Source organism: Flavobacterium daemonense, from assembly GCF_007341385.1.
Lineage (GTDB): Bacteria > Bacteroidota > Bacteroidia > Flavobacteriales > Flavobacteriaceae > Flavobacterium > Flavobacterium daemonense.
The window spans coordinates 158,587-180,473 of sequence record NZ_VJYD01000004.1; the positions used below are offsets into that span (position 1 = coordinate 158,587).

19 protein-coding genes are annotated in these 21,887 nt (G+C 34.5%); 7 read left to right on the forward strand and 12 right to left on the reverse strand.

The annotated features are described in order from the left end of the window. The first annotated feature begins 220 nt into the window (after nt 1–220). From FND99_RS06945 to FND99_RS06965, 5 genes are all read left to right on the forward strand, one after another. Nucleotides 221–2,149 carry a vWA domain-containing protein gene (locus FND99_RS06945; protein WP_144337246.1) on the forward strand — a complete coding sequence of 643 codons (1,929 nt, stop codon included), beginning with the start codon at nt 221–223 and terminating at the stop codon, nt 2,147–2,149. Nucleotides 2,150–2,305: 156 nt separating this feature from the next. Next, complete coding sequence (locus FND99_RS06950) at nt 2,306–3,556, forward strand: dihydroorotase (RefSeq protein ID WP_144337247.1); 1,251 nt, start codon at nt 2,306–2,308, stop codon at nt 3,554–3,556. Nucleotides 3,557–3,560: 4 nt separating this feature from the next. Further along, nucleotides 3,561–3,887 (forward strand): hypothetical protein, encoded by a 327-nt coding sequence (locus tag FND99_RS06955; RefSeq protein WP_144337248.1) that lies wholly within the window; start codon nt 3,561–3,563, stop codon nt 3,885–3,887. A 234-nt stretch (nt 3,888–4,121) separates the two neighbouring features. Continuing rightward, nucleotides 4,122–4,766, forward strand: a complete 645-nt coding sequence (locus FND99_RS06960) for an alpha/beta hydrolase (protein ID WP_144337249.1) — start codon at nt 4,122–4,124, stop codon at nt 4,764–4,766. Nucleotides 4,767–4,844: 78 nt separating this feature from the next. Further along, complete coding sequence (locus FND99_RS06965; protein ID WP_144337250.1) at nt 4,845–5,405, forward strand: cysteine hydrolase family protein; 561 nt, start codon at nt 4,845–4,847, stop codon at nt 5,403–5,405. 85 nt (nt 5,406–5,490) lie between these two features. Here the strand turns inward: FND99_RS06965 and FND99_RS06970 are convergent, their stop codons facing one another. The 3 genes from FND99_RS06970 to FND99_RS06980 are packed head-to-tail and all read right to left on the reverse strand — an operon-like array spanning nt 5,491 to nt 7,260. Then, entirely contained in the window at nt 5,491–5,931 is a 441-nt protein-coding gene (locus tag FND99_RS06970; protein ID WP_144337251.1) for a hypothetical protein, read from the reverse strand. Between the two features lie 47 nt (nt 5,932–5,978). Next, nucleotides 5,979–6,482 (reverse strand): hypothetical protein, encoded by a 504-nt coding sequence (locus FND99_RS06975; protein ID WP_144337252.1) that lies wholly within the window; start codon nt 6,480–6,482, stop codon nt 5,979–5,981. 13 nt (nt 6,483–6,495) lie between these two features. Further along, entirely contained in the window at nt 6,496–7,260 is a 765-nt protein-coding gene (locus FND99_RS06980; protein WP_144337253.1) for an MBL fold metallo-hydrolase, read from the reverse strand. A gap of 90 nt (nt 7,261–7,350) precedes the next feature. On the opposite strand from FND99_RS06980, the gene FND99_RS06985 reads away from it, so the two are divergent. Next, nucleotides 7,351–8,817 (forward strand): TonB-dependent receptor, encoded by a 1,467-nt coding sequence (locus tag FND99_RS06985; protein WP_144337254.1) that lies wholly within the window; start codon nt 7,351–7,353, stop codon nt 8,815–8,817. Between the two features lie 256 nt (nt 8,818–9,073). Here the strand turns inward: FND99_RS06985 and bcp are convergent, their stop codons facing one another. Beyond that, a complete protein-coding gene (gene bcp, locus FND99_RS06990; RefSeq protein ID WP_144337255.1) occupies nt 9,074–9,526 on the reverse strand; it encodes a thioredoxin-dependent thiol peroxidase in 453 nt (150 codons plus the stop codon). A 120-nt stretch (nt 9,527–9,646) separates the two neighbouring features. Here bcp and FND99_RS06995 point away from each other — a divergent pair, with 120 nt between their 5' ends. Continuing rightward, entirely contained in the window at nt 9,647–10,303 is a 657-nt protein-coding gene (locus FND99_RS06995; RefSeq protein ID WP_144337256.1) for an endonuclease III domain-containing protein, read from the forward strand. A gap of 59 nt (nt 10,304–10,362) precedes the next feature. Here the strand turns inward: FND99_RS06995 and FND99_RS07000 are convergent, their stop codons facing one another. The 8 genes from FND99_RS07000 to FND99_RS07030 form a co-directional block, all read right to left on the reverse strand. After that, complete coding sequence (locus tag FND99_RS07000; RefSeq protein WP_144337257.1) at nt 10,363–11,424, reverse strand: tetratricopeptide repeat protein; 1,062 nt, start codon at nt 11,422–11,424, stop codon at nt 10,363–10,365. 487 nt (nt 11,425–11,911) lie between these two features. Beyond that, the gene (locus tag FND99_RS20240) at nt 11,912–12,055 is read right to left on the reverse strand and encodes a hypothetical protein (RefSeq protein WP_167498050.1); all 144 of its coding nucleotides are present in this window, start codon (nt 12,053–12,055) and stop codon (nt 11,912–11,914) included. Nucleotides 12,056–12,105: 50 nt separating this feature from the next. Further along, a complete protein-coding gene (locus FND99_RS07005; protein ID WP_144337258.1) occupies nt 12,106–12,690 on the reverse strand; it encodes an RNA polymerase sigma factor in 585 nt (194 codons plus the stop codon). 305 nt (nt 12,691–12,995) lie between these two features. Further along, complete coding sequence (locus FND99_RS07010; RefSeq protein WP_144337259.1) at nt 12,996–13,754, reverse strand: glycoside hydrolase family 16 protein; 759 nt, start codon at nt 13,752–13,754, stop codon at nt 12,996–12,998. 81 nt (nt 13,755–13,835) lie between these two features. Next, complete coding sequence (locus FND99_RS07015; RefSeq protein WP_144337260.1) at nt 13,836–15,500, reverse strand: glycoside hydrolase family 16 protein; 1,665 nt, start codon at nt 15,498–15,500, stop codon at nt 13,836–13,838. 11 nt (nt 15,501–15,511) lie between these two features. After that, the gene (locus tag FND99_RS07020) at nt 15,512–17,125 is read right to left on the reverse strand and encodes a PKD domain-containing protein (RefSeq protein WP_144337261.1); all 1,614 of its coding nucleotides are present in this window, start codon (nt 17,123–17,125) and stop codon (nt 15,512–15,514) included. An 11-nt stretch (nt 17,126–17,136) separates the two neighbouring features. Next, entirely contained in the window at nt 17,137–18,636 is a 1,500-nt protein-coding gene (locus FND99_RS07025; protein WP_144337262.1) for a RagB/SusD family nutrient uptake outer membrane protein, read from the reverse strand. 11 nt (nt 18,637–18,647) lie between these two features. After that, nucleotides 18,648–21,713 (reverse strand): SusC/RagA family TonB-linked outer membrane protein, encoded by a 3,066-nt coding sequence (locus FND99_RS07030; RefSeq protein WP_144337263.1) that lies wholly within the window; start codon nt 21,711–21,713, stop codon nt 18,648–18,650. Nucleotides 21,714–21,887 lie beyond the last annotated feature (174 nt).

Consider the following 21,887-nt stretch of genomic DNA (forward strand, 5'->3'; position numbering starts at 1 on the left):
ACGCAATAATATCTTTTTCATCATTACAAATAAAACCAGAAAAGTTACATTTTTTAAAAGGATTTCCATCATATAAGTTATGTAAGTTCATTTTAGTATACTTAAACATTTCTACTTATAATCTCTTCTAAGAACTTATATGGTTTAATAATTTTTAATTTGTATTTTTGACCATCATCTTCGCGAAAAACAAAACGTAACGAAGTAAATCGAAGCCAGAATGCATTTTAAACATCCCGAAATTCTATACTTTCTGTTTTTATTGATTGTTCCAATTTTGGTTCATTTGTTTCAATTACGCCGATTCAAAACTTCTTATTTTACCAACGTTCGTTTCTTAAAAGAACTTGCAATTCAGACTCGCAAGAGCTCTAAAATCAAAAAACGATTATTACTCGCCACACGTTTGTTATTGCTCACATGTGCTATTCTTGCTTTTGCTCAGCCTTTTTTTGAAGCAAAAGACAGCAAAAATGCCTCAAACGAAATGTATATTATTTTAGACAATTCGTTCAGCATGCAGGCAAAAGGCAAAAAAGGCGAATTGCTAAAACGCGCCGTTCAAGAATTATTAGAAAATACTCCTGAAACAGCTCAATTTTCGTTACTGACAAACACTGAAAATTATTGGAATACGGATATCAAATCGGTTAAAAGTTCATTGCAGAATCTGAATTACAGCGCAACACCTTTTGAACTTTCAGCTATTTTAGCAAAAGTAAAAGCGCATAAATCAGCGCATAGAAAAGACATTGTAATTATTACTGATGCAGTTGGTTTAAAGGAAAATGATGTCAAAAATATTGATTTTGAAGAGAAACCTTATTTTATAATTCCCGAAGCGGAACAAAAAAACAACGTTTCAATTGACAGTGTTTACATCAATCAGACTTTAGAAAATTTCTATGAAATAAGTGTTGATTTATCGGGTTATGGCGAAGATTTCAAACCTGTTTCGACTGCTTTATACAATCAGAATAAATTGATTGCCAAAACGATTATTAATTTTGATTCGAAGAAAAAGAAAATAAACCTCACCATTCCAAAAGAAGCTTTTCACGGTTATGTTTCTATTGAAGACAACGGATTGACTTATGACAATAAGCTTTTCTTTAGTATTTCAAAATCTAAAAAGACAAACGTAATCAGTCTTGGCGAACCTGAAAAAAGCAATTTCTTATCGAGAATTTATACCTCTGCCGAATTTAATTATAATAATTATGCACTTGCTTCTTTAGATTATAATAGTTTAGAAAAGCAAAACACAATCATTTTAAACGAATTAGCTGAAATTCCGCAAGCGTTGCAAACCACTTTAAAAGCGTTTGTTTCTAAAGGCGGAAACGTAGTTCTTATTCCATCCGAAAAAAGTTCTGTTTCAAATTTGAATTCATTTTTAGGAAATTTTGGAAAAGTCCAATTCAATAATTTAAAAACCGAAAGCAAACTAATCACTAAAATCAATTTTGATCATCCGTTGTTTTCTGGCGTTTTTGAAAATAAAATCACGAATTTCCAGTATCCAAAAACAAATACTTCATTTGGAATTTTAAGTCCGTATCCGGCCGTTTTATCTTATGAAGATCAAAGTCCTTTTGTAACGGCAATTCAAAATCCAACAGCAGGAATTACAATTTTTTCGGCACCAATAAATGCAGCAAATTCAAATTTTCAGCAATCGCCTTTAATTGTTCCGTTATTTTACAAAATTGCGCAAAACAATCAAAAAACTGGTGTTAACGCCATAACAATTGGAAGCAATAAACCTTATTTTGTTGATGTTTTATTGACAAAAGATGCCATTCTCGAAGTAAAAGGAAATGATGATTCGTTTATTCCGATTCAACAGATTATGAATAATAAAGTCAAATTAACATTTAATGATTTTCCGGAAACAGCTGGAAATTACAGTGTTTTTGACAAAAAAGAATGGGTTGAGAATTTGAGTTTCAATTATAAAAGAACCGAAAGCGATTTAAGTCAAGTAAATACAAACATAGTTTCTGATTTTAAAACCGCTGATACGATTTCGACCATTTTTAATACCTTACAAACTGAGCGAACTGACAGCCAAATTTGGAAATGGTTTGTTATCTTTGCACTGTTATTTTTAGCATTAGAAATAGCAATTATAAAATTTGTAAAATGATTTTTACTATTAAGACATTAAGATTATTAAGGTTTCACTTTATGAACTTACTTTTTTTAATGTTTAGAAAATTAAGTTCCTCCCTTTATTAACTTAATTTCTTAATGGTAGAAACAAAAAACATTTAATGTTTGAATAAAATAAATATCTCTACATATGAAAATAATCATCAAAAGCGCCAAAATTATCGACTCAAAAAGTCCGTTTCATAATCAGACCGTTGATCTTTTAATTGCAGATGGTTTAATTGAAAAAATAGGAATTTCACTTCCAAAAGAAGGCGCGACCGAGGTACGTTTTGATAATCTTCATGTTTCTCAAGGTTGGTTTGACAGCAGTGTTTCACTAGGTGAACCAGGATTTGAAGACAGAGAAACCATAGCAAACGGATTGAATGTTGCAGCAAAAAGCGGTTTTACAGCAATTGGTTTGCAGCCCAACTCCTTCCCTGTTATCGACAATCAGTCTCAAGTAAATTTTGTAAAAAACAAAGCAAATGGTTTTGCAACCGAAATTTTCCCAATTGGTGCTTTGACAAAAGCCAGCGAAGGAAAAGACATGGCGGAACTTTACGACATGAAAAAAGCAGGAGCAATTGCTTTTGGCGATTACAATAAAAGCATCGACAACGCTAACATTCTGAAAATCGCTTTACAATATGTACAAGATTTTGATGGTTTGGTTATCGCTTATTCGCAAGACCCAAACATTAAAGGAAATGGTGTTGCAAACGAAGGAATTGTGTCTACAAGATTAGGCTTAAAAGGAATTCCGAATTTAGCTGAAGAACTGCAAATCTCAAGAAACTTATTTTTACTAGAATACACAGGCGGAAAACTTCATATTCCAACGATTTCTACAGCAAAATCAGTGCAATTGATAAGAGATGCGAAAGCAAAAGGTTTAAATGTAACCGCAAGCGTTTCTGTACATCATTTGGTTTTAACCGATGAAAAACTAGACGGATTTGATACTCGTTTTAAAGTTACACCGCCATTGAGAACCGAAGTTGACAGACAGGCTTTACTAAACGGAATTGCAGACGGAACAATCGACATGATAACGTCAGACCATAATCCAATTGATATCGAATTCAAAAAAATGGAATTTGATACCGCTAAAAACGGAACAATTGGTTTAGAAAGTGCTTTTGGAGCCTTATTAACGGTTTTACCAGTAGAAACTGTAGTGACAAAATTAACCGCAGGAAGAACTGTTTTTGGGCTTGAAAACAATACAATTGAAGAAGGCGCAAAAGCAAACTTCACCTTTTTTACTCCAGAAGGAAAATCAACTTTTACAAAAGAAAACATTCTTTCAAAATCTAAAAATTCTGCTTTTTTAGGAACGGAACTTAAAGGTTCTGTTTACGGAATTCTAAATCACAATCAACTTGTTACAAAATAATACAATGAATAATTCAATCGAAGAAGGAAAGTCTATCGCTATCACTAGCTATATTTTAGTTATTGGTGTTTTGATTGCGATGTCAATGAATTCTGAAAACAAAAACAGTTTTGCTTCTTTTCATATCCGTCAGGCTGCAGGAATATCTCTTACTTTTATTTCTTTAGCTTTGATCGTAAGCAATTTTGACAGCTTTTACATCACTTTCCCTATGTGGATTTGCGTTTCCGTTTTATGGACATATGGAATTTTTAGCGCCATTCAAGGACATACAAGACCAATGCCTTTAGTTGGTGGTCTTTTCCAAAAATGGTTAAAGTCTATTGGATAAAAAAAAAAAACGAAATTTTGAAATTCCAAAAAAGAAATCCTTTCTAATCAGCGTTTTCGCTTTAGCGAATCTGTTTTATAAGCGTATAAATTTAGAACACAGATGATACTGATTTTCAAGCAAAAACACAGATAAAAACAGATTTTTTTATTATCTAATCTCTTTTTCAAAGCCTGAATTTTTGTCAAAGTTGAAAATTCACAATTCACCATTTACAATTCACAATTAAAAAAAATGAACTTATTTTTAGAATATAAAATACAAGAACCAAAAGTAATTTTAGACAAGAATCCGTTATTGCTTTTATTGCACGGATATGGCAGCAACGAAGCCGATTTATTCTCATTTGCTACTGAACTACCAGACAACTATTACGTGATTTCAGCAAGAGCGCCTTATGATTTACAACATGGAGCCTATGCTTGGTACGCAATCAATTTTGATGCAGATCAAAATAAATTTTCGGATAATGAACAAGCTAAAACTTCAAGAGATTTAATTGCAAAATTCATCGATGAATTAATTGCAAATTATCCAATTGATGCCAATAATGTAACTTTGATTGGGTTTAGCCAGGGTTCTATTTTGAGTTATTCTGTGGCACTTTCGTATCCAAAAAAAATTCAGAGAGTTGTGGCGATGAGTGGCTATTTCAATGATGAAATCATCAAAGAAGGTTTCGAGAAAAATGACTTTAAAAACCTAAAAATATTCGCATCACATGGAACTGTAGATCAAGTTATTCCGATTGAATGGGCAAGAAAAACTCCAGCAATTTTAGAAAATTTACATATCCCGATTACTTATAAAGAATATCCTGTCGGTCACGGTGTTGCACCACAGAATTTCTTTGATTTTAAGAATTGGCTCTTAAGCTAATGTAGAGTGTTCAGTGTTCAGTTTTTTTTAGTGCTCAGTGATTTCAACAATTAAACCAAAATTTTAAAAAATCATATTATGAAACTTAACAATCCAGCATTAATTTTAATTGATATCCAAAAAGGTTTTCACGATTTAGCGTACTGGGGCGGTGATCGAAATAATGTTGATGCTGAACAAAAAGCCGGTGAACTTTTAGAACTGTGGAGATCTAAAAAACTTCCTATTTTTCATGTACAGCATTGTTCTTCAAATCCTAATTCGATTTTAAACGAAAAAAATCCTGGAAATGAATTTCAAGATGTAGTAAAACCACTTGAAGCCGAAACGATCATCAAAAAGAATGTCAACAGCGCCTTTATTGGAACTAATTTAAAGGAATTGCTTGACAATGCAAAAATAGAAAACCTTGTAATTTTAGGCTTGACAACCGATCATTGTGTTTCAACTACAACAAGAATGGCAGGGAATTTTGGTTATAACGTGCATTTAATTTCTGATGCCACCGCTACTTTCAACAAAAAAGGAATAAACGGCGAAGATTTCTCTGCAGAATTAATACACCAAACGGCCTTAGCAAGTTTAAATGAAGAGTTTGCAAATGTTGTAACTTCTGAGTTTATTAGAGAAATTGTTTAAATATGTAAAATGTAAAAAGTGAAATGTAAAATAATTAAACCAATTTACATTTCACTTTTTACATTTTACATTTTACATTTCACTTTTATTCTCCTGTATAAAGAATTTTCCCTGCTTTTTTTAGAACATATCCTTTCCACGGAATCAATTCAAAATCATCTTTTTTCCAAGAATCGCCTTCCGACTTTCTTTCTAAAATGATAGATTCTTTCTGAGTATCAAGGAAAAGTTCTGCTTTGTTTCCGTCGAAAATTACGTATGATGCTGTAGTGTAGGTTTTTCCATCATCGTAGTGAGACAATTTTGTTCCGTCAAAAATTCGGATACATTCTTTTTTTAGCGTTGACCACGTATAACCTGCCGAAGCTTTACAACCGTGATCATCTGCGTCTGCACCCACTACGGTTTCTGTTTTAGGTTTTGATTCTGTTTTTGGTTCTTTTGAATCTGTAGTTTCTTGAGAGGCTTTCTTTCCACAAGAAAATGCAAAAGTTGTCATAAATGCAAATAAAATTATCTTTTTCATGTTCCTATAATTTTAAAATTGAGCAAAAAAAATAGGATTAAAAAATCCTATTTTTGATATAACCAAGTTTGATTAACTTCAAATGTAATATTATCATCGTTATCAACAAAGTATTTTAACAAGACTTCTCCCCAAAGCTCTCCATTGCTGTAATCTGCAATGATCCATCTGTGATTCAAAATTTTAATTTTATTGATGATGAATTTCTTTCCACCAATCATATCCTGACCTGTGTACGGATTCCCTTTTGGATTTGTATTTAAATCTAACAACTTCTCTTTTACAACCGGAATCAGTTTTTCATACAAAATCACTTTTCCTCCAGATGCGCTGTTGTCAAAATAATTTTGAGCATTTTCATTGTGTTCCAATGAAAAATAATCGGCATCATTTAATTTTTCAGTCATTAAATTAATACTGTCTCTCAGTTTCTTAGTTGTTTTATCATATCTTTCCTGCTGAAATTTTGCTTCGCCGCTGTAAAACGAATAAGTAAAAAGATTCATTAATATCGCAAGGATAAAAAGATAAAGCATTAAGGATTTTTTCATTTTTATGGTATAATTAAATTGTAATTTCTAAATTATCATAAGCCAGATAAACATTCTCAGGAAGTGTTTTCTGCACTTCTTCATGAAAGCCCAAAACATGGCTGATGTGAGTTAAATAAGCTTTTTCAGGCTTGACAAGATTAATGAAATCGAGTGCTTCCTGCAAGTTAAAATGAGTGTCGTGCGGTTCAATTCGCAATGCATTGACAACTAAAACTTTTAGATTTTTAAGCTTATCGATCTCTTTTTGCTGAATCGTTTTTACATCGGTCAAATAGGCAAAATCGTCAATTCGGTAACCAAAAACCTGTAGATCGCCGTGCAAGACATCAATTGGAATCGCCATTTTGTCTCCAACGGCAAACGGTTTATCGTTTTCAACTTCAATCGTTTTTACGCTTGGAGCTCCCGGATATTTATTTACGGTTTCAAAAACATAGTCAAAACGACGTCTTAAATTCTCCAAAACACGCTTATGGCCGTAAACAGGAATTTCGCCTTGTCTAAAATTAAACGGACGAATATCATCCAGACCAGCCGTATGATCTGCATGTTCGTGCGTAAATAATATTGCATCCAATTTTCGGCATCCGCAGGAAAGCATCTGCTGTCTAAAATCTGGACCGCAATCTATGACATATGAATGCTCGTTCCACGAAATCCAGATGGATACGCGGAGTCTTTTGTCCTTAGCATCAGTGCTTTTGCAAACGGGATGATCAACCCCAATAATCGGGATACCTTGAGAAGTACCAGTACCTAAAAAATAGACCTTCAATTGAACTTAATTTTTTTACAAAAATAGGATTATTTCTCTTTCATTAGAAGCCTAATTTACTAACTTTGTAACAAATCTATTTAAAATAAAATGGGTACAGAAATAAAACTCAAAGGTGACAAGGTCATCGAACAGATTCCTTCTATAAAAGACAAAGCGTTACGCATTAATTTAAACGAGAATATTTACGGAACATTTGCCGAAATTGGTGCTGGACAAGAGACTGTTAGACACTTTTTTAGATCTGGAGGTTCGTCGGGAACAATTGCAAAAGCGATGTCTGCCTATGACAAAGATTTTAGTGACGCCGTTTATGGAATTGAAGGAGACGGCCGCTATGTGACAGAAAACCGACTTAAAAAAATGCTGACGTTTGAAGGTGAATTGATCGAAGAACGTTTAAGCCGCGAAAAACACCCAAACAAACTTTTCTTCAGTTACGCCAACACGGTAGCAACTATAGATTTTGCCAAACAATTTAAAGGCCACGGATGGGTTGGAATTCGATACCAAATTGAACCAGACGAAGCATATAACGAAATTATTCTTCATATTCGTTTTAAAGAAACTGACGCTCGTTTACAACAAGAGACACTTGGAATTTTGGGTGTAAATTTAATTTACGGTGCCTTTTACAAATACAATGATCCAAAACGACTTCTTCGTTATTTATACGATCACTTAGATAAAGATCAACTTGAAATTGATACGATTAATTTCTCAGGACCTCGTTTTGCCGATGTTGATAATCGTTTGATGAGTTTACAACTAGTTAAAAATGGAATGACGGATGCCGTAATGTTTAATCCGGAAGGAAAAAACGTTTTGCCAGCAGCTGTTTTGTATAAAAAAAATATTCTTGCTTTTAGAGGAAGTTTCCGCCCGGTAACTAACGTAAATCTTGACATGTATGAAAAATCATTAAAGATGTTTCTGCATGAAAATAAAGTTGACAAAGACAATACCTTAACAGTTTTTGAAATTACGCTTTCGAATTTGCGTTCTGACGGAGAAATTGATGAACGTGACTTTATGGATAGAGCAGAATTGCTTTGTTCACTTGGTCAAACGGTTATGATTTCGAATTTCCAGGAATATTACAAAGTTGTGGAGTACTTCTCTAATTATACTAAAGCAAGAATGGGACTTGCAATGGGCGTAAACAACTTAGTGGATATTTTTGATGAAAAATATTACCGTCATTTAAGTGGTGGAATCCTTGAAGCTTTTGGAAAATTATTCTACCGCGATATGAAAGTTTTCTTGTATCCGATGTTGGGCGAAGATGGCGAAATTATCACGTCTGACAACTTAAAAGTTCACCCGAGAATGAAGGAATTGTATAAGTTCTTTAAATTCAACGGAAAAGTGGTTGACATTAAAGATTATGACCCAAATATCTTGAATATATTCTCTCGCGAAGTATTAAAAATGATTGGTCAAGGAAAAACAGGCTGGGAACCAATGCTTCCGTCTGGAGTTGCAGAAATTATTAAAGAACACCACCTTTTTGGATATCATCCCCAAAAGGAATTGGAACAAAATACCAAGAATTAAAAAAAAAGTCCCTTGTTTGGGACTTTTTTTTTCAGGTTAAATATTGATACTTAATTTTTAACGCAAAGCTCGCTAAGTTTTTTTTTAGATATAGATTGCATTATTAATGCGCAAAGTTCGCAAAGCTTTGTACTGATTAAGCTTTGCGAACTTTGCGTTTTTAATGCAAAACTTAGCGCGCTTTGCGGTTAAATTTCCTCGTAAAAATTGAAACCTGAAACCTGAAACCTGAAACCTGAAACTTGAAACAAAAAAACTACTTCAAAATCTGCGAGGCATGCTCTTTTGTTTTTACTTTTTCGATTACCTCATCGATGATTCCTTTTTCGTTGATTACAAAAGTTGTTCTGTGGATTCCGTCGTATTCTCGTCCCATGAATTTCTTAGGTCCCCAAACTCCAAACGCATTGATTACCGATTTATCTTCATCGGCTAATAGAGGAAATGGCAATTCAAATTTTTCTTTGAATTTGGTTTGTGCTTTTTGACTATCGGCGCTTACTCCAAGAAGCTCGTAATTATTGGCTTGAAAACGATGAAAATTATCTCTTAAATCACAAGCTTCGGCTGTACAGCCAGGCGTACTTGCTTTTGGATAAAAGAAAACTACTAGTTTTTTTCCGGCGTAATCTGCCAATTTATGGCTTTTACCTTCTTGATCAATTCCAGAAAAATTTGGTGCTTTATCGCCTGCTTTTAATGTTGTCATATCTTTTATTTTAGATTGTTGATTTTAGATTTTAGATTGAAAAACAAAGATAACTTATAACTTACAACTTCTAACTCTTAACTTATAATTCATTAATTTTACGACTCTAAAAAAACGGAAATGAATAAAGAAGCTCGCGTACAATTTGTAATCGATACGTTAAAAGAACTATACCCTACTATACCTGTCCCTCTTGACCATAAAGATCCTTATACTTTACTAATCGCTGTTTTATTGTCTGCACAATGTACAGATGTCCGCGTGAACCAAATTACGCCATTATTATTTGCAAAGGCTGATAATCCGTATGATATGGTTAAAATGTCTGTGGAGGAAATCAAGGAAATCATTCGTCCGTGCGGGCTGTCGCCAATGAAATCTAAAGGAATTCATGGTTTATCTGAAATTTTGATTGAGAAACATAATGGCGAAGTGCCTCAGAGTTTTGAAGCGCTTGAAGCTTTGCCGGCCGTTGGACACAAAACGGCAAGCGTTGTAATGTCGCAGGCTTTTGGAGTTCCGGCTTTTCCGGTTGATACGCATATTCACCGATTGATGTACCGATGGAATCTATCTAACGGAAAAAACGTAGCACAGACCGAAAAAGATGCTAAACGATTATTCCCTAGAGAAATATGGAATGATCTTCATTTGCAGATTATTTGGTACGGACGCGAATACTCACCGGCAAGAGGATGGAGTCTTGAAAAAGATATTATAACAAGAACTGTCGGAAAAAAATCCATTATTGAAGAAATGACAAAAGTGGCAAAATAAAAAAAGGCACAAAGATCTTAAACTTTGTGCCTTTTTATCTTTGCTCCTTTGAACCTAAGTTATTTACCTGCTTTTAAGGCGTTATATTCGTTTGTCATATCAAGCGATCTATAAACTCCCAAAAGTGTTTTTGTAATATCCTCATTTTTAGGCTCAATTGTAAGCGCCTTTTTTAGATATGGAATCGCACTTCTTGCAATATCATCTTTTTGCGCATTCAATTTGTCATATTGCTGCATTTCTTTTGCCGATGTTCCTAAGTTGGCAATTTGATCTGCCAAAGCCTTTTTTTGCTCCAATTTTAAATACGCTAGATTAATATAAGCATCAACATAATTAGGATTGACTTCTAAAACGTAATTATATGCTGCTTCTGACTTTGCATAATCTTTGTTCTCCATATAAGAATAAGCCAAATTATTAAGAACATCAATCCTTTTTGAAGGAACCGATTCTGTTCTTGGCTTTTCATAAAGACCTTGATCTATAGCAGATTGCCTTGCTTTTGGAGAAAGAAATGCGTCTTCTTCTTTTGTTTTCTTGTTTGTTGCATAATAAAGAACGCCTTGTCCAGAATAATTCTTTTTCTTTAATTCTTCATAATATTTAATTGCCGAAACATAATCTTTGGCATTTATTGATGATGAAGCTGCATTAAATAAATTAAGCGTGTCTTTTTTGTCAAACAAATATACTTTGTAGCTTTTGTCGGCGCTTTCTTTAAATTTACCCGCTTTAAAGTCGGCCATGGCTCCGTTTACCAAATTAGACTTCATGTCTTTTAATGCGGCATTGGCTTTTACTGTAAATTTAAATTTTCCAGATTCATTTTCGTATAAAAATACATCCTGATAGGCTTGTGAGGCAAGGCTGAAGTTATTTGCCGCATCTATATTTTTACTGGCTAAATCCTTATATACGTTTCCTTTCAAGAAATAAAAATCCGATTTATCTTCGTCCGGTGCATTTATGATCAGATATTCGGTTTTATTTAAAATCGCTAATGCGTCCTGCGAATTTCCTTTATCAAAAATTGCCTGCGCATCTTTAATTTGTGTTTTTTGGGCATACGTCCCAATATTTATCAATACTATTGATAAAATCATTAGTTTCATTTTCATTGTAGATCAAGTTTGATAGTTAAATAGATTGGGTTCTTCTCTCAACAATTTTGCTGGTTATTCTCGAGTGAGACAAAATTGCGCTTTTGATGATGCCGAAAAGGCTTCAAAAGTAATCAAACTGAAAAGTTAGCTAGAGTAGTTTTTTACCATATTAAATATTTTAAAGGATTAGACACATTTCTTTATTATTACTTATAATAATTCACATTTTAACAGTAATTACGCCATAAATATCATTGTTTGTCGCAATTTTATGTAAACATTATATTTTTTTATCTAAAATAGAATTAAAAAACGAATTCACAATAAAATGTGAATATTTTTTTAGCTAAATCATAACATTTTCTTAAAACACCACATTTATCACAATTTTGAAGCGCTGCATTTGAACCAAAAAAAAACTCACTATCAGTATTTTGCGTACCGAAAGTGAGTTTTCAACCAAAACGACCATTTGGCTTATCATTAGCAATAAAGCTTTTGCTTAATTTGCTATAATATCAAAACTTTTATTTTCAATTTTGACAACAGTCAAAGCTTGTGAATAGCTAAGTAAAAAAGAAACTACTTCTTTTTTAGGTTTTAAATTTTTAGAAGCTAACGCTTTCTTAGAGTAAATTTTTGCCATACTATAAATTGTTTTATATATAGTATAACGGGCTAATACTCAAAATAGTATTAGTTGGTTAAAATAATTTGATGTTTATCAATAATTTTTCTCAAATTCATCAATGCATAACGCATTCTGCCTAGTGCTGTATTGATGCTAACGTCCGTCAATTCAGAGATTTCCTTGAAACTCATATCTTGATACATACGCATTACCAATACTTCTTTTTGATCATCTGGAAGCTCTTCAATCAGTTTTTTTAAGTCAAGTTCGACTTGTTCAAGTATCATTTTGCCTTCAATTGTCAAGGAGTCGTCAGACATTACGGAGAATATTGAAAATTCTTCGGTTTCTCTATACATTGGCATTTTTTTGGTTTTGCGAAAGTGATCTACAATCAAATTGTGAGAAATACGCATTACCCAAGGCAAAAATTTGCCTTCTTCGTTATACGAATTACTTTTCAAGGTTTTGATTACCTTGATAAAAGTATCCTGAAAAATATCATTTGAAATATCTCTATCAGCAATCTTAGAATATATAAAACCATATATTTTAGATTCGTGCCTTTTAATTAATGTCGAAAGAGCAACTTCATTGCCTTCGATATAATTTTTTACTAACAGAGCGTCTGGAATATGCAGATGAGCCATAATACTACTTTTTTAGTTTCTTTAATTTGGAGTAATTTTTCTAAAAAGTAATTTTATTGTATAGGCTTCTCTTTTTTTAGTTGTGTTAATTAAGTGATCAAATTTAACAAATAATTATTTTAAAAAGCAAATAAAAGGCAGAATAATTAACAATAAAAACTTAAAAAAAGCGTACATACGTTAAATTTTCTTGGAAAAGTCCGTTAAAACCTTAATTTTTATACGAACAAAAAAACAACAAAAAAAGACATAAATAACTTACAATTAATTACTTATAAGCTATTTACATCTTTAAGTTTCGATTTTTATTGATAAACGCGTATGTAGTCAACATAGTATTTTTGAGGAAAAATTTTATCATCAACTGCTGGTCCGCCAAAATTTCCTCCTACCGCTACATTGACAATAATGTAGAATGGCTTGTCAAAAGGCCAAGTATCTTCGTTTTTTACAGGAGGATTAAAAGTGTACACTAATGTTTTATCTACAAAAAAGTCCATTTTATCTTTTGTCCATTCAATGGCGAATATGTGATAACCCTCTTCAACATTAGGATATGGAGTTCTTTTTGTATTGATTGTGTTTCCGTGGCTGTCTTGTGTGTGCAAAGTAGTGTAAACCATTCCGGGATCGCGTCCTATATATTCCAGAATATCAATCTCTCCGGCTTTTGGCCAATGAATTTCGTCAATGTTAGCGCCCAGCATCCAAAATGCCGGCCAGATTCCTTGACCTACTGGCAATTTTGCTCTGGCTTCGATTCTTCCGTATAAAAATGCCTTTTTGCCTTTTGTTGTAATTTTGGTCGATGTGTACTTTGAACCTTCTTTTCTGGCTTCTATAATTAGATTTCCGTCTTTAATTTCATGATTGGTTTTGGTATAAATCTGTCGTTCATTATTTCCAAATCCACAGAGATTAGGACAACCGTCCCCGAGTTCAAAATTCCAATCTTTTTCATTTAATTCTTTTTTATTGAAATTTTCTTCCCAGACAAGCTTTCTTTTTACTTCCTGAGCAAAACAAACACTACTGATCAACAATAGCATAACCAACTTTTTCATCGTTTTTCTTTTAAAATTATAAAAATTGAGAAGGCCAGCCTAAACTGACCTTCTCACTTCATTCTTACTAACTAATTTAACCTATTGATACACTCTTACATAATCAATCTCCATTGAAGACTGTGTGAAAGCTGCATCAATATTACCGCCAAAATTACCTCCCATAGCCACATTCAAAATTAAGAAAAAGTCTTTGTTGAAAGGCAAACTCGCATCATTAGGAACCGAATGAATTAACTCATCATCTACATATATTTTAACTGCCTCTGGACTCCAGATTGTTTTATAAATATGGAATTCTGTCGAAACATTTGCAATTGTTTTAGAACCGGTATTTGCGCTTCCGCCGGAGTGTCCGGGATAATGAAGCGTTCCATGAATTACGTCTTGGCTGTTTCCTACATGTTCCATAATATCAATTTCTCCGCACGCTGGCCATGCATTTGTAGCATAATTTGCGCCTAACATCCAAATGGCTGGCCAAGTTCCGCCACCTGTTGGGAGTTTTGCACGAACCTCAACTTTTCCATACGTGAAGGCAAATTTTCCTTCCGATTTAATTCGGGCAGAAGAATAATCAGATCCTCCTGAAGCTTCTTTTTTAGCCGTAATTTTCAAGTTTCCGCCCTGTACAATAACGTTTGTTGAAGAATTCGTGTAATTTTGTTTTTCATTATTTCCGAAACCTCCATTTCCAAGATCATAACCCCATTTTGCCGAATCTGGAGCACCATCAGTATTAAACTCATCTGACCAAACTAATTTTGTATAGTCTTTATCTGGTGTTGTTGGGGTTTGACTTGGTTTTGTAGTCGTGAAAATATGATACCAAGCCAATGATGAATTACCGCCCATAACGGCTCTTACTACCATTCTGTTAGCTGTAATCGATAAAATCTCGTATGAACTCTGCCCAATATAATAACCCATAAATCCGCCGTCAGAGAAGTTCATTACTGTTCCTCTAGTTTGCGTTGCGTGATTTGGATTCTGCATTACAACTGATTCAGAAGGACTTAATGAAACTGATTTTTTACCCGAAGTATCATATGGCAAACAAGCATCAGAACCTGAGTTTCCTCCTCCAACACTTTCAAAAGAAGCATTAAAGAAAGTTGCGCCACCATTGTTTAATTGAAATTTAAGCTGATCGCCTTCAAGAGAGAAAGTCAGTTCGTTTTCGTATAAACAGCTGCTGGTTGGTGAACCTGCTTTTTCCCATGGTGCAGCACTATAATAATTGCCATAGTAATTTTTAGTTGCATCACCATCATTTTGGCCAACACCTAAATGTCCAGCTTCAGAAGCCGACCAATACCATTTTTTAGATGTACCGCCTGTCAAAAACTGCACCGCTTCAGCATCGCTAAAATCACTTTTAACGGTTACGTCAGTTGTAGTTGTACTGCTTACACCTCCTTTTCCAGAAGCAATTACGGTTACCGTATAGGTATTTACTCCAGTTTTTGTAAAACGTTTTGTAATCACCCCATTTGGCGCATTATCAGATGTTCCGTCGCTGTACACATATTTGTATGATATTGCACCATCTGCTTTAGCAGTAAACTTTACAGTTCCTGAACCGTCTCCATTTGGCGCTGCGGTCGTTTTGCCAATAACCTCGGCTGTAACCGTAAGATTTGTTGGCGAATCTATTGATCCAAATGTATAATCGTCTTTTTGACAACCCGTCATCAAGAGAATCGTAAATATGGATACTATTTTTATAATTATATTTTTGCTCATGATTTCTTAAATTAATTGGATTGTTTTATGTCGTCAAAATAATAAGTCGCTCCCGTTCCTGTTTGTCCAAAATCTGGGAATAAAATTACTCTGTCGTATTTTATGCTCGCGTCAAAACTTGCTGCACTTGTTAAGTCAAAAGTCAAAATCTGCCATGCGTTTGCAACGGTTGTTGAAGCGTGGACTTCAAAATTAACGCTCGGATTTCCGTTTCCGTCTTTTGGTGAAGTCGAAAGTTCCATTTTGTATAAAATATCCGCACCCACTTTTGGAGACCAAACTGCTACTTTTACTTTTGTTCCTTTAGAAAAATCTGGTGAAGCATCAAGATTCAAGCTTGCTCCTGCCCAAGTTTCTGCACCTGATTTTTTCTCCATTTTAACGACTTTATCAGAAACATTTGCTCCCGTTTTATCTGGATTTGTTGTCATTGAAGCAATAACGTTTCCAAAACCGCCCCAATTATAAGTCAAGTTTGCCGATTCAAAATCAATTGGCAAGGCGATTGACTCGGCAGGTGATTTGTAGAAATAGATATTATCAATAAATACCGTTCCTCCTGCCCAAGGCGTTCCAACAAATTTCAATTGGAAAATTTTATCAACTGTCAATCCTTGGCTTGTCCATGCCGAAATTGGAATATCAATACTTGTCCATTGATTTGCTGTAAGATCTTTTACAACAGGTTTTTCTGAAGGTCCTGTCTGAATTAATGATGTTTCAATTTTTTGCAAATCAGCTGTCCAAACATCAAAGTGCAAATATTCCATTTTTGAAACATCGATTGTAACATTGTCTGCCAATGCAATTCCTTGGTAGCTTAATTTGATATAATTCAACATTTTGTCTCCGTTCAAATCAAACTCTGCCCAGCTGCTTCCTTGCCCTGCCTGACCCCAGTCTGGGAAATAATTTGTTCCTGCAACATTTGTATATTTAGATCCGTAAATCGAAATAACATCTGCCGGTTGTCTGTTTGGTGGCGTTGGCGCTGATGCTGAAGGTGCTACAACCAATTTTGCAGTAACCTGAGCTGTATATTCTGTAGTTTTGATTGCTGCACTTTTTGAAACTACGCGAACGGTATAAACGCCTGCATCTTTATAAGTATAAGAAACTGATTCTCCATTATTTGCTGAAATAGGATCTAGCTTTCCTGCTTCTCCAAAATAAACATCATAAAACAAGGCAAAATCTGCAGTTGCTTTTACTGTTATTTTTTTAGATACCGATAAATCGTTAGTTATTTCAACTTTCAAATTTTCTGGAGCTCTAAATGAAACTACAACATCTTTCGTTACTTCAGTCGTCTTTCCATTAACATTCATTGCCGTAATTTTCGATTTATAAGTTCCTTCTTTATAAGTATGCGATAAAATACCGCCAGAAGGAATATATGCCGACTCAGGAGTTCCGTCTCCAAAATTGATTTTGTACTGCGTCGCACCTTCTCCGGTAGGAATAAAAGTTACTTTTCCTGTATTGTCCTGCGTAACTGTTGTCAGTGCCGAAATGTTTGTAGGCGCTGCAGCACTGTCTAAATCGACATCTAGACTATCATCGTTTGCACAAGCGATCAGCATTGTTAAAACGAAAACATTTAATATTAGATATATTTTTTTCATAATTGTATTTTTTAGTATCCAGGATTTTGTTGCCAGTTTCCGTTTGAAAATTGAATTTCTTCAATAGGAAGCGGAAATAATTCGTTTTTATTAGCTGTAAAACCAGGGATTTTTCCAACAGCTTTTCCAGTTCTTACCAAATCAAAGAAACGGTGTCCTTCGCCAAAAAGTTCTACTCTTCTTTCTGCATAAATAAAATCAGTTAAAGCTTGTCCAGAAGCTGTGATATCGTGATTGTTATCACCAAAAGCGCGTCTTCTTACTTGATTTAAATAGTCTCTTGCTTTTGCATCATTATTTCCTGCACGACTATATGCTTCGGCAGCCATCAATAAAACATCTGCATAACGGATTGCTCTGTAGTTGTTTGGATTTGTCAAGTTCAAATCTCCCGCAGCATTTGCGCTTCTTTTTCTTGGAAGGTATTTTCTATTGAAATATCCTGTGTCTTCATTTCCTTTTCCGTAGCTCACGCCTTTTCCATTATCATAAGAAGCATTTGCCGCAGCGAAAGCAGCAATATCCAAAATTGCAACATCTTTACGTTTGTCACCAGCTTCGAAAGCGTCAGCACCTTCTTTTGTTGGAACGTTAAAACTGAAACCTGAAGAGAAAAGTGGCCCAGAATAATTTCTAACACCGCTAAATCCAACAGCTACGTTTCCTTCACTACACTGAAGACATCCAAAACCTGCCCCTTCAACATCTGTATATTGTACTTCAAAAACAGATTCTGCTCCGTTTTCTCCGTCCATTTCAAAAATCGAATTATAATCGGTTACTAATGAATATTTTCCTGATGTAATTACGCCATCAAGAGCAGATGCAGCTTGAGCAAATTTGCCTTCATATAAATATGCTTTTCCTAAAAGTGCCAATGCTGCACCTTTTGTAGCACGTCCTTTTTGAGAAGCAATTGGAGATAAATTAGCAGCAGCAAAAGTCAAATCGGCTTCAATCGAAGCGTAAACTTCTTCTTTACTAGAACGCGGTACTGTTTTTTCATCTCCAATTTTAAACCTAGCATCGCCTTTCATTGGTATACCACCAAACCATTTTACTAACTCAAACTGATAGTATGCTCTTAAAAAACGTGCTTCGGCTATAATTTGTGCTTTTCCTTGAAAATCGGTTTTATTTTGAAATTCAAGAATATAATTGGCTCTTTGAACACCTGCAAACATCCAATTCCAGATATCTCTCAAATTGCTGTTTACCGGAGTGTGAATCATGTCATCAATTTGTTGCCAACCAATTACGTCTGTTGGGCTTTCTCCTCCGCATAATGTATTATCTGAGGCTATTTCTCCTAATATAACATTAGCATATGTGGCTTGTAATAAATCATATGCAGCAATTAATGCTTGATCGTAATCGGCTTTTGAATTAAAATAGTTTTCAGAGTCGATAGAATATGCTGGTGTAGGATCTACGTAATCATCCGAACAAGAAATGCTTAAAGTCGAAAAAAGAATAAGCGTTATAACGGTTTTATATAAATGTTTTTTCATTTTAATTGAAATTAAAAATTAAGGTTAAGTCCCATTAAGTAAGTTCTTGGAATTGGATAAAAACCATAATCGATTCCCGCACCAATAGGCGACTGCGAAACATTGTCACGATTTCCTGGGCCAAATGAAGCGCCCGGATCAAAACCTTTATACTTTGTAAATGTGTATAAATTATTTACCCCTAAATAAAGTCTTAACTTTGTAAGTCCTGCTTTTTGAGCCACATTTGGACTAAGAGAATATCCTAATTGAATATTTTGGATTCGTACATAAGACGCATCTTCTACAAAATAATCAGAAAAAACATTGTTTGCCGTTGCGCCCGTTGTAACTCTAGGTGTTGAATTTGTTGACCCTTCGCCTGTCCATCGGTCTAAAACATAATTGATACGATTTGCATCAGAAAGTGTTCTTTCGTAATTACGAACCATGTCATTTCCTACCGAAGCAAAAGTGTACATAGCAAAATCAACATTTTTGTAATTCATTTGGATATTGAAACCCATTGTAGCCGCCGGAATTGGATCACCAATATTGGTTTTATCATTGGTATCGATTTTTCCGTCTCCATTTACATCAACAAAACGAAGGTCGCCCGGAACTGCATTTGCACCCAAAGCAATTTGTGACGGATGTGCATCTATTTCTGCCTGATTTTGGAAAACTCCATCTGTTTTATATCCGTAGAAATAACCCATCGGTTTTCCAATTTCCATGCGCGATGGTGCTGGCTGACCCACACCAAATGCGCCACCTTCAATAAATCCTGTTCCGTTGTTTACTTCCTGGACAACATTTTTAAGGAAAGTAACATTGTAGCCAAGACTCATATTAAATGAATCTGAGAATTTTTCTTTGTAATCAATAGCAAATTCAAAACCTGAATTCTTCACCGATCCTGCATTTAAAGTTGGAGCACTTGCCCCTGGAGCTCCCGTTCCGTTTATTCCTGAAACTGGAATATTTGGCACTAATAAATCTTTTCTGATATCACTAAAATAATCTGCTACGATGTACAATTTATCATTCAAGATCTTCATATCCAGACCGACATCGAATTTTTTAGCTTCTTCCCATTTTAAATTAGGATTTGGAACCTGTCCTGTAGCGCTTCCGTTTACGATTGCGCCATCAAAAACATACGTTGCTTCACCGTTCAAAAGTCCTAAATAACCATAATTCGGAATTTGGTCATTTCCTAACGTTCCATAACTAGCTCTCAACTTCAAGAAACTGATTGCTTTTGATTCTCCAAAGAAATCTTCTTTCGAAATAATCCAACCTCCTGTAACTGAAGGAAAATATCCTACTTTATTTCCTGGTCCAAATTTTGTCGAAGCATCACGGCGAATCATTCCAGAGACTAAATATTTCTCTTTATAATCGTATTGAAGTCTTGCAAAATAAGACAATCTTCGCTGATCATAATTATAAGAACTGTTTGTAAGTGTTTCTGAAATTCCTTTGGTTAAAGAAATATCTGCAAATTCCCAAGAGTTATTTGGAACATCGTAACCAGTCGCTGTAAGTCCGTTGCCCCATTCTTTAAAGATTGTTGTACCAACAGTTCCTGTAATGTTATGTGCGTCGGCAATTTTTGTGGTATAAGTACCAAAAAGGTCAAATGAATAATTATTATCATTTACAGCACCTTGAGTAACAGAACTTCTTTGAACATCAAAAACTTTTCCGCCGTAGCTTATTTGCTGTGCAAACGTTTTTGATTCGCTGTTTGAAGTATTAAAACCTATTGAACTTGAAAGCGTAAATCCTTTGAAGATTTTATAATCCAATCCGAAGTTTCCGTTTATTTTTTTGTAATTATAACTATTATGTGTATTAGCAATTTGCGCCAGCGGATTAATGATTTCGTTTCCTAATCCTGTAGTATTTGGCACTAGCGTAAAACTTCCGTCAGCATTATACGGACTTAAAGTCGCTGGAACATTCAAAGCATTAAACAACACCGATCCAAGTCCGTTTTCGTTTAATGTTTTTCTATTAAAATACGTGTAAATAACATTTGTCTTAAGTTTGATTTTACTGCTTAAATCGGCACCTAAACCAATTCTTGCCGTATTTCTTAAATAACCCGATTTATCACCGCCAACGATTCCCTCTTGATCTAAATGCGAGCCACTGATCGAATACGTAATATTCTCTGAACCTCCAGAAATAGTCAAGTCGTTATTAATAATAGGAGCACCTTTCTGGAAAACTTCATCTTGCCAGTTTGTTCCTTTTCCTAGTCCGCTTACATTTGGATACGGAATTGGTTTTCCGCCATTTGCGTAGCTTTCATTCAATAAAAGAGCATATTCTGTAGCGTTTAAAGTTGGTAGTTTTCTAGAAGTTTCCTGAAATCCTGCGTAACTGTTGAACGAAACTTTAGTTTTAGAGTTCTTTTTACCCATTTTGGTTGTCACCAAAATAATTCCGTTGGCACCAATTGTTCCGTAAATCGCAGCTTGAGCATCTTTTAAAACGGTAATGGTTTCAATGTCATTTGGATTTAAAAGACCAAAATCTCCAACATATCCGTCAATAATAGCAGTTGGTGCATTTTGTCCGTTTGTCGCAACACCACGAATACGAATATCCAAAGGTGCGCCTGGAGCTCCAGACTGCGTGGTCACGTTTACACCCGAAACAGTTCCTTGCAACGCCTGTTCAATTCTCGCCGGTTTCAAGATATCCAGCGTTTTGCTGTCAACGACAGAAACGGCTCCCGTAATTTCTCGTTTCTTTTGAGTACCGTAACCAATAACCACTACCTCTTCTAGTGATTTTGCATCATCGATCATCTTAACGTTCATCTTGGTTCCAGAAACTGCAATTTCCTGCGTTCTGTAACCAATATAACTAAACACAAGTGAAGCTCCTTTTGGAACTCCGGTTAACTTAAAAGATCCGTCAAAGTCTGTGGTTGTACTCTGTGACGAACTTTTAACTTTTACATTTACGCCAGGCAATGATAATCCCGACCCATCTACTACCGTACCGCTTACATCATAGGATTGCGCAAAGGCAAATGATGTACATAACGATAGTACAATTAGTAATAATTTCGATTTCATAATTAGTTAGTTTTTATTGAAAGATAAATTTATTTGTTCCGATTAGGAATTCCATAAATTCAACCTCAACAAAAAACATACATCTCAAAAAAAATGTTACTAATTTTAATATTTCGCAAAAAAAATATTGAAATGACTAATATTTACGAATGTTAATTTCTTTAACATTTGCAT